This is a genomic window from Streptomyces sp. NPDC047971 (assembly GCF_040653355.1).
Lineage (GTDB): Bacteria > Actinomycetota > Actinomycetes > Streptomycetales > Streptomycetaceae > Streptomyces.
The window spans coordinates 1-12,647 of sequence record NZ_JBEZNW010000033.1 but is presented as its reverse complement, the minus strand read 5'-3'; the positions used below and the strand labels follow the sequence as shown (position 1 = coordinate 12,647).

The window sequence follows — 12,647 nt, the reverse complement described above, 5'->3', positions numbered from 1 at the left end:
CGGGGGTGGCAGAGCGTGGACAGAGAGCTGTACGGCCGCGAGGCGGTCTTCCAGGATTCCGGACTCGCCGCGCGGCTCGTGGGGCTGACCCCGTACCGCTTCGCCCGCACCGCGTACGAGCACGGCGACGACCCGCCGGTCACGGTCTTCACCGGTGGCCGCGGCATGGGCAAGACGGCCCTGCTCAAGCAGGTGCGCAACGCCTACAAGGGGGCCACCCCGCTCGCCCTCCTCGACTGCGCGCACATCGAGCCGCCCGCCGACCACGGGCCCGGCTGGAACGAGCTCACCGGCGCGCTCGCCGAGCTGGCCGGGCAGCTCGCCCCGCGCGGGTTCGCCAGCGCGGCCGTGGAGTTCCCGCGGCTGTCGCTCGGTCTGGTCGCCGTCGCCTCCATCAGCTGGTCGAGGGAGGACGAGGAGCGCGCGCGGCGCGATCTGCAGCGGCTCGGCCCGGTCCTGGCGACCGTCGACGCGGCGAAGGGCGCCGGGGCCGCCTGGGTCACCAAGGTCCTCAGCAAGCTCGCCGCCAAGTTCGCCGAGGCCACCGCGCCGATGGCCGGACTTCTCGCCGAGGCGACCGTGGAGACCGTCCTGGAGGAGGTCTTCGGCCGCAGCCAGCGCCGGTCGGAGAACTGGTACGGGAACTACCGCAACGCCGGCGGCCGCGGCAAGATCGGCCTCCAGTACCTGGCCAACGACTTCGAGCAGGGCGGGCGGCGCCGCCAGGAGGCGGAGAGCTTCCTCGTCGGCGCGCTCGTCGAGGACCTGAACCGCGCCTTCACCGGCCTCCTGCGGGCCGGTGCCCGCAGCGGCCGGCCCGTCCTGCTCCTCGACAACGCCCACGAGCCGCTCGGCCGTCGTCTGATCGAACCGATCCTGCGGGACCGCGCCGCCGGGCGCCGCGACCGGACCGTCGTCCTCGCCTCGTCCCGGGTCGGCGACCACGAGGGACTGCGCCGCGCGACCCGGCTGAGGCTGCCCGAGACGGCCCGCATGGCGCCCTGCCCGCGCGGCACGGACGTCACCTCCGGCATCCTCGCCGTCGTGCTCACCCCGCTCTCCCCGGCGCACGCCCAGTCGGCGTTCGACCGGCACGATCCGGCCGGCCGGACCCCCGCCGACCTGGCCCGGGGCGTCCACCGCCTCGCCGGCGGCCGCCCGCTCGGAGTGACCCTGCTCGGCCGCACCGCGGGTGAGGCGCCGCCGGAGCTCCGCCCCCTCCTCACCCCGGGCGCGCTGCTCGACCTGAGCGTGGAGCTGCGGGAGGACGCCCCGCCCGTGCCGGTCGCGCCGACCCTCCTCGCCGAGCTGCTGCCGGGGGAGCACCACGGCCGGCTCGCCGTGCTGGCCGCAGCCCACGACGAGACGTCCGCCCGGCTGCTCGCCCACACCCGGCTGCCCGGGGAGTCCCCCGACGGGGACATGGCCCTGGAGGTCCGCGACCGGTTGCGCGCCGAGGGCTGGCCCGAGAGCCCGGAGCACTTCGTCGCCGACCCGCTGCTGCGCGCCCTGCTGCTGCACCGGCTGAGGTTCGAGGACGGCGAGGGGTACGCGACCTGGCGGGCCGTGCACGAGACCCTGCACCGCCACTACGACCTGGAGGCCGGGCTCGCGTACCGGCTGCACCACGAACTCGCCCTCGGCCGGACCCAGCAGGCCGTGACCCATCTGCGCGTCACGTTCCCCCGCCCCGACGTCGAGCACTGGCTAGCGCGGCTGCGGTTCATCGCCTCCGCCCCCTTCCCGCGCTCCCGTGACCGGACCGGCCCCGATCCGCGCCGGGCCATCGCACTCGGGCAGCGGCCGCCCGACCTGATGCCGGCCGGACTCGACGCCGACACCACCGAACTCCATCTGCGGCTGAGGCGGTTGCTGCACGCGGTCTGGCTGCTGACCGACCCGCTCGCCCTCCCCGACGGCGAGGTGACCGAGAAGCTGGCGTTCGAGCTGCGGCAGCTCTCCGGTCGCCATCTGACGGGCAACAGACCGCTGTGGGACGCGGCCACCCACTGGCCGACCGACATCCGCGCCTGGCGGGAGCTCTCGCTGCCCCCGGCGCGCGAGGACGGAGTCTGAGGACCATGCTCTCCTGGCTGCGCTTCCACCTCCTGCACACCACGCGCCAGAGGATCACCACGGCCGTGGTGGTCCTGGCCGTGCTCGGCGGGCTGACCGGCTATGCGGTCAACCGCGCGACCACCCCGGAGGACCGTTCCTGCGCCGACGGCGTGGAGCGGCCCGAGGGCAGTACGGAATGCGTCGGCGTCAACGGCGACGGATACGACTTCGGTGTCTCGTCCCTGACCGAGGTGGCCGGGCTGATCCGCGAGGAGAACCGCGCCCTGAAGCCGGGCGAGTACGCGACGGTCGCCCTGCTGCTGCCGCTGACCTCCCCGGACGCCGGGATGCAGGTCAAGGTCCTGCACGAGGTGCAGGGCGCCTACGCCCGGCAGTACCGCGCCAACCACGAGTCCAACAACGAGACCCCGAGGATCCGTCTCGTGCTCGCCAACACCGGCAAGGGCAACGCCCATTGGCGTACGACGGTGGAGCGGCTGAAGACGATGACGGGCGGAGAGGACCGGCTGCGGGCGGTCTCCGGGGTGGCCACCTCCTCGACCGAGATACGGCAGGCGGTGGCGGCGCTGACCGGTGCGGGTGTCGCCGTCGTCGGCACCACCATCACCGCCGACGACATCGCCAACGGCCCCGGCGCCGGAAACAACCGCTTCCCGGGTCTCGCACGCGTCTCCCCCACCAACGGCGACGAGGCGAAGGCCCTGGCGCACTTCGGCGAGGTCGACGCGGCGAAGGCGCTGCTGGTGCAGGACACCCGGACGGGCGACCACTACACGGACACGCTCAAGTCGGCCTTCGCGGCCTCCCTCAAGGGCGCGCCGTACGAGCCGCAGCTGTTCACCTCGCCCGCCGACCCGACGGAGGAGGGCACGACGGCGAACACCTTCCGCCAGATCACCCATCTGATCTGCGACACCAACGCGGAGACGGTCTTCTTCGCCGGCCGGCACACCCAGCTGAGGCAGTTCATCAACGCGCTCGGGTCGCGCGGCTGCGCGGAGCGGGCGTTCACGATCCTGACCGGGGACGAGGGCTCGTACCTGGGCGCGGACCGCAAGCTCAACCGGGGCGCGCTGAAGGCGAAGCTGACCGTCCGCTACGCCTCGCTGGCACACCCCGACGCCTGGAAGCCGGCGCCCGGTCGGCCGGTGCCCGGGACGGGCGGTTCGACGGCCGCGTACGACATGTTCCTGACCGACATCGCCCGGGCCTCGAAGAAGCCGGTCGCGCTCGCCGACGGGCAGGCGATCGTCGCGTACGACGCGATGGCGACGGCGGTGCACGCGATCCGCCAGGCGACCCCGCAGGGGGCGCAGTACCCCGAACTGGCGGACGTGGTCACGCAGTGGCCCCAGGTGAAGGGCTCGCTCCGGGTCGACGGCGCGAGCGGCTGGATCTGCCTGGACAACTTCGGAAACCCCTTCAACAAGGCGGTCCCGATCGTGGAACTGGCCCAGGACGGCTCGCAGAGGTTCGTCCAGATCGCCTGGCCGGAGGGCAAGGCGCCGACGAAGAACTGCCTTCCCCCGCAAGGCGGTTGATCGCCCCGGACGCAATGCCGAGCGGCCGCCGGGTGCCACGGGGGCGCCCGGCGGCCGCTTCGGGCTAGAAGCCGCCCGGGTAGTTGAAGTAGCGGTCGAACCTCGGGGTCCACAGGGACGGCCACGGCTCGCCCACGCCGCCGCAGGCGCCGAGCACGACCTGGCTGCGCCGTCCGGTGTCGAGCAGGCACTGGCCGGTGCCCACCTCGACCATCTCCCAGTGGTTGGAGCCGCGGTCCTGCCAGCGCAGGGTCAGACAGTTGCCGCCGGTGGCCTGGATGACGCCGGTCCCCGGGGCCTTGCTCGCGTTCGGGGTGCCCAGGCACATGGCGCCGCCGTAGGTGCCGACGGCGAAGTTCTCCCCGCCCATCGGGTAGAAGACGAAGCGCTGGTGGTGCTGCCCCTTGCAGTCGTACCGCTGGATGACCGCGCCGACCTTGGTCGACTCACCACGGATGTCCAGGCACTGCCAGCTGTAGGAGGCCCGGATCTCGTGGATGGCCGCGTTGTACGGCGAGCTCGTGTAACGCACGTTCGGGTTGTAGTCGGCGTGCGCCGCGGTCGGGATCAGCAGGGTGAAGAGCGCGACCAGCGAGGCCACGAATCCATGCCTGCCGAGCCGTCGGAACGTTCTTCGAGCCACGTTTTCCTCCTGGCTGGGGATTGCCTTGACGCCAAGGAAGCTAGCGAGATCCACTGAGCCCCCGGTACCCGTCTTTTCAGGGGGGTTTGGTGGGGTCAGGGCTGCAACGGGCGCAGCGGTTCATGCTTCTCGCGACGGGTCTGTACCGGGCCAGTCATCTGACAGCCGGCATCACCGCGCTCGTCCACGCCCCCGCCGCCGGGGTCGCCGTCCAGGCGCTCCTCGGCGTGGCGCTGGGCACCAGCCTGTCGCTGTACGGCAGGGGGTACGCGCGGGGCGGCTTCGGTCCCCGTGCGGTGTGGGCCGATGTGCTGCTGACGGGGTGTCTGCTGCCGCACGCGGTGCTGTGGGTGAGCGGCGGGCGGGTGCCCGACCCGGGGTTCTGGGCGCTGCTGCTCGGCGGGTCGGCCGCCGCCGCGGCGGCGGCCGGGCTGGGGGCACGACAGGCGGGCTGCGCGGTGGCGCTGATCCTCGCCGCCCATGTGGCCGCGCAGGTGCAGGCGGACACGGCACGGCCGTTCGGGCACCTCATGTCGGTGCTCTCCTCGGCCGTGATGGCCCGCGTCTTCTGGTGGTACCTGCACCGCCAGGGCACCCTGCTCGACGAGGCGCGCGAACAGGCGGTGCGGGCCGAGGCCGAGCGGGCCCGGCAGGCCGAGCGGATGGCCCACCACCGGGCCCTGCACGACACGGTCCTGGCGACGCTGACCACGATCGCCTCGGGCCGGGTGGACGCGAACGCCTCCGGGGTACGGGAGCGGTGCGCCCGGGAGGCGGCCTACCTCCGCCGGCTGGTCCAGCGGTCGGAGGAGGCGGAGGCGGGAGACGGCAGGGAAGGGGCCGAGGTGCCGGCGGGCGAGGCGCTGGAGGACGTGGTGGCGGGCGCGGAGTGCCTCGGCCTCACGGTCACCGCCCAGTACCACGAACTGCCGCCGCTTCCGGGCCCGGTGGCGGCCGCGGTGACCGCGGCGGCGACGGAGGCGCTGAACAACGTACGACGCCATGCCGGGACCTCGGCCGCGTGCCTCACCGCGGTCGGGCGGGGCGGTGGCATCACGGTCACCGTCGTGGACCGCGGTCGCGGCTTCGACGCGGAGGCGGCCCCGGTGGACGGCGGAGGGACCGGGCTGCGGTCGTCGGTGCGCGCGCGGATGCGGGACGTCGGGGGCGCCGCCGACGTGGACAGCGCCCCGGGCGAGGGCACCCGGGTCGAGCTGCGGTGGCCGGCGTGACGGGCCCCGCGGGCGACCCGAGCCCGCCCTCGACGGACGGACCCGGCACGGCGGGTGGGCCGGTCGTGGCGGGCCGGCCCGTGACCCGTGTGGCGGCGGTCGACGACGACCGGATGCTCCTGGAGGGTCTGCGTTCCTGGCTGGAGCGGGAGCCGCGGCTGCGGATGCTCGGCTGCGCGGCCACCGTGGACGAACTGCTCGCCGGCCCGGGCCGCCGGGCGGACGTGGTCCTGCTGGACCTGGTGCTCAAGGACGGTTCCGCGGCCGAGGAGAACATCCGGAGGCTGCGGGCGGCGGGGCCGCGGGTCCTCGTCATCAGCACGGTCGCCGACCGGTCCCGTATCGTCGCCGCGGTCACCGCCGGGGCGGACGGCTACCTGACCAAGGACCACGCCCTGGACTCCCTGGTGACCGCGATCGGGGAGGTCGCCTCGGAGGGCCGTGTCCACTCCCCCGAGCTGGCCTTCGCGCTGGCCCACGACTCGCGACCCGAGCGACCCCGCCTGGCCCCGCGGGAGCTTCAGGTGCTGCTCGACTACGCCTCCGGTCTCACGCTCAAGGCGACGGCCCGCCGGGCCCGGATCAGCCCCAACACCGCCAAGTACTACCTCGACCAGGTCAAGGAGAAGTACCAGCGCGCGGGCCGCCCCGCCCACACCAAGATCGACCTGGCGGTACGGGTCCGCGAGGACGGCCTGGACGCACCGCGGTGACCCGGGGGCCGCTCACGGCTCCCACTTCGGCCACGGCGCCTCGTCCCGCTCGTACAGGTCCCGCAGGTGCTGCCACCGTTCCGGAGTCCAGGACCGCCAGTCCGTCGGACGGCCGTCCAGGGCGGAGGCCAACCGCTCGAAGTGGTCGTGCCACCCCGCCAGCACGTCCAGCTTCTCCTGCTGCGTCCCCCGCATCTCGTTGGTGAAACGCAGCACGGTCGACCCGCCGCCTTCGGCCGGTTCCAGATGGAAGCGGATCCGGCCGTGCGGAGGGTCGACCGTGTACTCGGCCACGAGCTCGGGGTCCCAGGCGGTCACCCGCCCCGAGACCACCGTTTCGCCGTTCAGCCAGCGCAGCGTCACCGCACCGCCGAGCCTCGGCTCCAGCGGATCCGCCGCGCACAGCCACTGCGGCAGACCCTCGGGTGTCGCGACGGCCGCCCAGACCCGCACTCCCTCGTGCGGGAGCTCCACCACGAACCGCAGCAGATGAGCGTCGCCGTCATGGGTCTCGTACCTGCCCCGAGGTATCTCGCTCATACCTCCAGCGTCACGCCGGGAGCGGGGAAGCGCTAGCTCACACGCCCGCGTAGGAGTGCTTGCTGCTCACGAAGATGTTGACGCCGTAGTAGTTGAAGAGGAAGCAACCGAAGGCGATGAGCGCGATGTACGCGGCCTTGCGGCCCTTCCAGCCGGCCGTCGCCCGGGCGTGCAGATACGCCGCGTACCCGACCCACGTGATGAAGGACCAGACCTCCTTGGCGTCCCAGCCCCAGTAGCGGCCCCACGCGTCGCCCGCCCAGATCGCGCCGGCGATGATCGTGAAGGTCCACAGCGGGAAGATCGCCGCGTTGACCCGGTAGGAGAACTTGTCCAGGGAGGCCGCCGACGGCAGCCGCTCCAGGACGGAGCGGGCGAAGGCACCCGGGTTGCCGCCGGTCGCGAGCTTGTTCTCGTACGAGTCGCGGAAGAGGTACAGCACGGTGGCGACCGCACCGAGGTAGAACACCGCGCCGCAGAAGATCGCGGTGGAGACGTGGATCCACAGCCAGTACGAGTCGAGCGCCGGCACCAGCTGGTCGCTCGGGGTCTTCAGCCAGGTGGTGGCCACACCGAGGTCGAGCAGGACCGTGGTGACCAGCGGGAGACCGATCCAGCGGACGTTCTTCCCGGCGAAGAGGAAGCCGAGGTAGGCGCCGACCGCCACCGTGGAGAAGGTGGTGGAGAACTCGTACATGTTGCCCCAGGGGGCCCGCTGCACGGAGAGCGCGCGGGTGACGACGCCCGCCGCCTCGACGAGGAAGGCGAGCACGGTCAGCGAGACGGCGATACGGCCGTACAGATCGCCCTTGACCGTGCCGCCGGCCGCGCCGGGGCCGTCCGGCACGTCCCGGACACCGGCGCCCGACCGGGTGACCACCTGCGGCTTGTCGAGCACGGCGGTGGAGCCGCCGGCCTTCTTGACCTGGACGGTGACGGCGGGGGCGGCCGTGTCCTGCCGCGCGGTCAGCGCGGCGGCCGTGCGGCCGACCTTGCTGCGGCTGCCGAGCACCCACTCGGCGATATGGGCGAAGAAGGCCAGGGTGTAGACGGCCATCGACGAGTAGATGAGCACGTCGCTCATCCGCGCCAGGCTCTCGTTGGTCTCGGCGGCGAGACTCACGGCGGCGAGATTCACTTCTCAGCCCCTTCGGCTTCTGCGGTGGCAGGTTCGGGCGCGGTCGGCGCCTGTGCGTTGAGCGTGACCGCGAGTTCGGCCAGCTCCTCCGGGACCTTGGCGGACTCGCTCCGGCCAAGACCCGCCATCTCGACGACGGTGACGCCGTCCTCCCCCCGTACGGCCCGGACCCAGACCCGGCGCCGCTGGATGAACAGCGACCCGGTCAGGCCGGCGATCGCGGCGATCGCACCCGTGAGGGCGAGACCGTTGCCCGGCTGCTGGGAGACCTGGAAGCTCGCCCACTCCTTGATGTCCTTCTCGAAGGTGATCGAGCCGGCACCGTCGGGCAGCGTCATCGTCTCGCCGGGCAGCAGCCGGTTGGCCGTACCCGTGCCGCCCTCGACCTTGAACTGGGTCATCTTCGACTTGTCCAGCTGGTACACGTTCTGCGGCAGACCGGAGTCCACGCGCAGATCGCCGTGGAAGCCGGTGAGCGCCATGACGGGGAAGTCCAGCGCGGGGAACTGCGAGAACATGTCGCCCTTGCCGGCGCCCGCGAAGGTCGGCACGAAGAACGCCTGGAAGCCCAGCTGCTCCTTCTTGCCGTTCTTGTCGCGGTAGCCGTCCATCACCTTGATCGCGCCGGTGGAGGTGATGTTGTTGTCGAACGGCAGCAGCGGGACCGCGCCGTGGAAGACGACCTTGCCCCGGCCGTCCTTCACGGTGACCACGGGCGCGTACCCGTGGGAGATCAGGTAGACCTTGGAGCCGCCGACCTGCAGCGGCTCGTTGACGCGGATGACCGCCTTCTTGTCGGCGCCGCCCGCCTCGGAGTACGTGACGGCGGCCTCGAAGGTGCGCGGGGTCCCGCGCTGCGGGCCGCTCTTCTCGTAGGTGCCGGTGAAGCTGTCCAGCTGGAAGCAGAACGGCGCGAGGTCCTCGGTGCTGTAGAGCGAGCCGGACCGGAAGTCGTCGTACTGGGTGAGGGTGTTGGAGAAGCCGTCGCCCTCGACGATCAGCTTGCCGCCCTCGGACTTGAACAGCTGCCCCCAGGCGAAGGCGAGCAGCATCACGATCAGGGCGATGTGGAAGACCAGGTTCCCGGCCTCGCGCAGATAGCCCTTCTCGGCGGCGACGGCGTCCTTGACGGTGTGCGCGCGGAACCGGCGGCCCTTGAGCAGCGCGAGCGCCGCCTCCCGGACCTGCTCGGGCTCGGCCTCGGTGCGCCAGGTGGTGTACGCGGGCAGCCGGGTGAGGCGGCCGGGGGCGCCGGGCGGCAGGCCGCGGAGCTGGCCGACGAACTGCCAGCTGCGCGGGACGATGCAGCCGATGAGGGAGACGAACAGCAGGATGTAGATCGCGGAGAACCACACCGAGCTGTAGACGTCGAAGAGCTGGAGCTTCTCGTAGAGCGGCGTGAGCGTCTCGTGGGCTTCCTTGAAGGTCTGCACCTTCAGCTCGTCCGCGCTGGTCTGCGGGATGAGCGAGCCGGGGATCGCGCCGAGGGAGAGCAGGAAGAGCAGGATCAGCGCCACCCGCATCGAGGTCAGCTGCCGCCAGAACCAGCGGATCCAGCCGACGACGCCGAGGGTGGGGCCGCCGACGGCGGACTCCTCCTTGGGCGCGGTCGACAGCTGTGCCCCGGCCTCGCCGAGATCGTGTGTGTCGGTTTCGGTCTTGCTCATCGGAACTCTCAGATCCCCACCGTGAAGCCGCTGGACCATCCCTGCATTGCGGACACCATGCTGTCCCACGCTCCTGTCAGCAGCAGCAGACCGGTCAGGATCATCATGCCGCCGCCGATCCGCATGACCCACGCATAGTGCTTCTTGACCCAGCCGAACGCGCCGAGGGCCTTGCGGAAGGCGATCGCGGCGAGGATGAACGGCAGGCCGAGGCCGAGGCAGTAGGCGACGGTCAGTATCGCGCCGCGGCCGGCGCTCGCCTGGTCGAAGGCGAGCATGTTCACCGAGGTCAGCGTCGGCCCGAAGCAGGGCGTCCAGCCGATGCCGAAGAGCGCGCCGAGCACGGGTGCGCCGACGAGCCCGGTGGCGGGCTTCTTGTGGAACCGGAACTCTCGCTGGCTGAGCCAGGGCATCATCCCCATGAAGAAGATCCCCATGAGGATCATCAGCACGCCGAGGATCTTGGAGAAGGTGCTCTGGTAGCTCTGGAGCGTGGATCCGAAGAAGCCGAAGAGCGCGCCGCCGGAGACGAACACGGCGGTGAAGCCGCTGACGAACAGGGCGGCGCCCGCGATCATGCGGCCCCGCCGCGCCTCGGCGAGGTCGGTGCCGCTGACTCCGGTGACGTACGAGAGGTAGCCGGGGACGAGCGGCAGGACACAGGGCGAGAAGAACGAGACGAGGCCACCGAGTACGGCGATGGGCAGCGCGAGCATGAGGGCTCCGCTGTACACCGTCTCGTTGCGGCCGATCTCGGCGGCGAGTGCGATCACGGGTGTGTCTCCGCCTACTTCTCGGCCACGAGCGGCTCGATCATCGAGCGGAGCTTCTTCTCGTCGAGGGCCATGAGGGAGCGGGCGGCGATCTTCCCCTCCTTGTCGAGGACGACGGTGGAGGGGATGGCCTGCGGGTTGAGCGTGCCCTTGGGGAAGCCGTTGACGATCAGCTTGCCGGCCGGGTCGTAGAGGCTCGGGTACGGGACCGCGTAGTCCTCTTCGAAGGCGAGCGCGGGCTGCTTGTTGAAGTCGCGGGTGTTGATCCCGACGAATTCCACGCCCTTGGCCTTGAGGTCGTTCGCGACCTTGGTGAAGTGCGGGGCCTCGGCGCGGCAGGGCGGGCACCAGGAGCCCCAGACGTTCAGGACGACGACCTTGCCCTTGAGGTCGGCGAGGTCGAGCTTCCCGCCCTCCAGCGTCTCGCCCGCGATCGTGTTGGTCGCCTTGCGCTCGCCCTTGGCGACCGTGGAGACACCCCCCGTGTTGGTCACGAAGTTGGTTCCGCCGCCGCCGCCGGACTTGCCGTTGTTGTCCGATGTGCAGGCGGAGAGCACCAGGGCGGCCGACAGCGTTCCAACGGCGAGCAGGGTGCGTCGAGGGGCACGGCTAAGGCTCATGTGAAAAGTTTCGCATGGGCGTTTGGGGGATCTTGGGCACCCCCCTGCGTGCCCGTAAAGCCCCTTGTCAAGAGGATCTAAGCGACCGAAGCGGGAGGAACGCCCCATGCCCGCTAGGCGGCCTTCAGGAAGGTGTTCCAGCCGCCCGCCGGCGCCTGTCCGACCTCCAGCGTGCGGAGCTTGGCGAGGATCGCGGGGTCCTGCACGTCCAGCCAGTCCACGAACTGCCGGAACGAGACCAGCCTGACGTCCTTCTTGCCCGCCATGCCCTTGAGGGCCGCCTCGACGGCGTCCATGTAGATGCCGCCGTTCCACTGCTCGAAGTGGTTGCCGATGAAGAAGGGGGCGCGGTTGGACCCGTAGGCGCGTTCGAACCCGTTGAGGTACGCCTCGGTGGCCTGCTTGCGCCAGCCCGGGTAGCGCGAGGGCATCCCCTTGGTCGTGTTCTTCGACTGGTTGGCGAGGATGTTGTAGTCCATGGAGAGGACCTCGAAGGAGTGCCCGGGGAACGGCACGGCCTGCAGCGGGAGGTCCCAGATCCCCTGGCGCTTGTCCGGCCACGTCTGCCGGCCGCCGGGGGAGCTGGCGTCGTAGCGCCAGCCGAGCCGCTTCGCGGTGGGCAGCAGGTTGTCCTGACCGAGGAGGCAGGGGGTCCGGCCGCCGACGAGCTCCTTGCGGTAGTCGAAGGGCAGCGGGTCGAGGTCGGTCCAGCCGCTGTTGGTCTTCCACTCGGTGACGAACTTCGTCGCCTGGTCGATCTCGCTCTGCCACTGCGCGGGCGTCCAGTTGCCGACGGAGCCCGAGCCGGCGCAGAAGTGGCCGTTGAAGTGGGTGCCGATCTCGTGCCCGTCGAGCCAGGCCCGGCGGACGTTCTTCAGGGTGTCCTTGATGTGGTCGTCGGTGAGGTAGCCGATGTCGGAGGCGCCGACGCGGTTGTTCGGCGGGCGGTAGAGGTCCTTCTTCGACTCCGGCAGGAGGTAGATCCCGGAGAGGAAGAAGGTCATCGCGGCGTCGTGGTTCCTGGCGAGTTCCAGGAAGCGCGGGAAGAGACCGTTGCCGACCTCTCCGGCGCCGTCCCAGGAGAAGACCACGAACTGCGGCGGGGTCTGGCCCGGCTCCAGCGGCACGGGGGCGTCGGGCTGGTTCGGCTGCTTTCCGGTGTCGGCGGTGGAACCGTCACCGATGGGCTTGACCTCTTTCTCGGTGGGCGCGGGCCCGCTGGGCGAGCCCGAGGCGTCACCGCCCTTGCCGGGTATCGAATTGCCCGGCTTGTCCCTGTTGTCACTACTGCATCCGGCCACTCCGAAAGCCGCCGCGGCCCCAACGCCCGCCCCCAGTAGTCCCCTTCGACTGATCCCGCGCATGACGTCCCCATTCGCACTCACGTCTGACCGAATGGTCATCCAAACCGACAATGAGCGAGATGCAGGGAAATACAAGGAGGTTCCGGGAATTAGCACAAAAATTTCAGGGCGACCAGATGACTTCACGTCATCCGATCGCCCTGATGGGTGTACCCGGCGGCCCACGCCTCGAACGCACGGGCGCAGAACCTCCACACACCGGACCGGGTGTGCCGAGGGCCTGCCGCCCTCGCCGCGCAGCGCTAGTCTTCTGAGTCAGGAATTCTGTTCAGATATGAGGTGAGGCGTTCGAGGATCTCGTCTGCGGTCTTGGTCCAGACGTAGGGCTTGGGGTCGG

The 12,647-nt window shown here is 71.1% G+C and carries 11 protein-coding genes; 4 read left to right on the top strand and 7 right to left on the bottom strand.

The features are described 5' to 3' along the window. The first annotated feature begins 15 nt into the window (after nt 1-15). Nucleotides 16-2,076: a hypothetical protein gene (locus AB0D99_RS26525; protein ID WP_362367203.1), complete on the top strand. Its 2,061-nt coding sequence runs from the start codon at nt 16-18 to the stop codon at nt 2,074-2,076. A gap of 5 nt (nt 2,077-2,081) precedes the next feature. Beyond that, entirely contained in the window at nt 2,082-3,620 is a 1,539-nt protein-coding gene (locus AB0D99_RS26520) for a hypothetical protein (RefSeq protein WP_362367200.1), read from the top strand. 64 nt (nt 3,621-3,684) lie between these two features. Here AB0D99_RS26520 and AB0D99_RS26515 read toward each other — a convergent pair whose 3' ends face one another. Further along, entirely contained in the window at nt 3,685-4,263 is a 579-nt protein-coding gene (locus AB0D99_RS26515; protein WP_362367197.1) for an RICIN domain-containing protein, read from the bottom strand. A gap of 122 nt (nt 4,264-4,385) precedes the next feature. Between AB0D99_RS26515 and AB0D99_RS26510 the strand changes: the two genes are divergently transcribed. After that, nucleotides 4,386-5,495 carry an ATP-binding protein gene (locus AB0D99_RS26510; RefSeq protein ID WP_362367194.1) on the top strand — a complete coding sequence of 370 codons (1,110 nt, stop codon included), beginning with the start codon at nt 4,386-4,388 and terminating at the stop codon, nt 5,493-5,495. Beyond that, on the top strand, nt 5,492-6,208 hold the full coding sequence (locus AB0D99_RS26505) for a response regulator transcription factor (protein WP_362367191.1): 717 nt from the start codon (nt 5,492-5,494) through the stop codon (nt 6,206-6,208). The genes AB0D99_RS26510 and AB0D99_RS26505 overlap by 4 nt, the downstream gene beginning before the upstream one ends. Before the next feature lie 12 nt (nt 6,209-6,220). Here the strand turns inward: AB0D99_RS26505 and AB0D99_RS26500 are convergent, their stop codons facing one another. The 6 genes from AB0D99_RS26500 to AB0D99_RS26475 form a co-directional block, all read right to left on the bottom strand. Further along, nucleotides 6,221-6,748 (bottom strand): SRPBCC domain-containing protein, encoded by a 528-nt coding sequence (locus AB0D99_RS26500; protein WP_362367188.1) that lies wholly within the window; start codon nt 6,746-6,748, stop codon nt 6,221-6,223. A gap of 37 nt (nt 6,749-6,785) precedes the next feature. Continuing rightward, nucleotides 6,786-7,871 (bottom strand): c-type cytochrome biogenesis protein CcsB, encoded by a 1,086-nt coding sequence (gene ccsB / locus AB0D99_RS26495; protein ID WP_362367409.1) that lies wholly within the window; start codon nt 7,869-7,871, stop codon nt 6,786-6,788. A gap of 11 nt (nt 7,872-7,882) precedes the next feature. Then, nucleotides 7,883-9,553 carry a cytochrome c biogenesis protein ResB gene (locus AB0D99_RS26490; protein ID WP_362367185.1) on the bottom strand — a complete coding sequence of 557 codons (1,671 nt, stop codon included), beginning with the start codon at nt 9,551-9,553 and terminating at the stop codon, nt 7,883-7,885. A gap of 8 nt (nt 9,554-9,561) precedes the next feature. Then, a complete protein-coding gene (locus tag AB0D99_RS26485; protein WP_362367406.1) occupies nt 9,562-10,269 on the bottom strand; it encodes a cytochrome c biogenesis protein CcdA in 708 nt (235 codons plus the stop codon). A 71-nt stretch (nt 10,270-10,340) separates the two neighbouring features. Beyond that, entirely contained in the window at nt 10,341-10,946 is a 606-nt protein-coding gene (locus tag AB0D99_RS26480) for a TlpA disulfide reductase family protein (protein ID WP_362367182.1), read from the bottom strand. A 113-nt stretch (nt 10,947-11,059) separates the two neighbouring features. Further along, entirely contained in the window at nt 11,060-12,310 is a 1,251-nt protein-coding gene (locus AB0D99_RS26475) for a hypothetical protein (protein ID WP_362367179.1), read from the bottom strand. Nucleotides 12,311-12,647 lie beyond the last annotated feature (337 nt).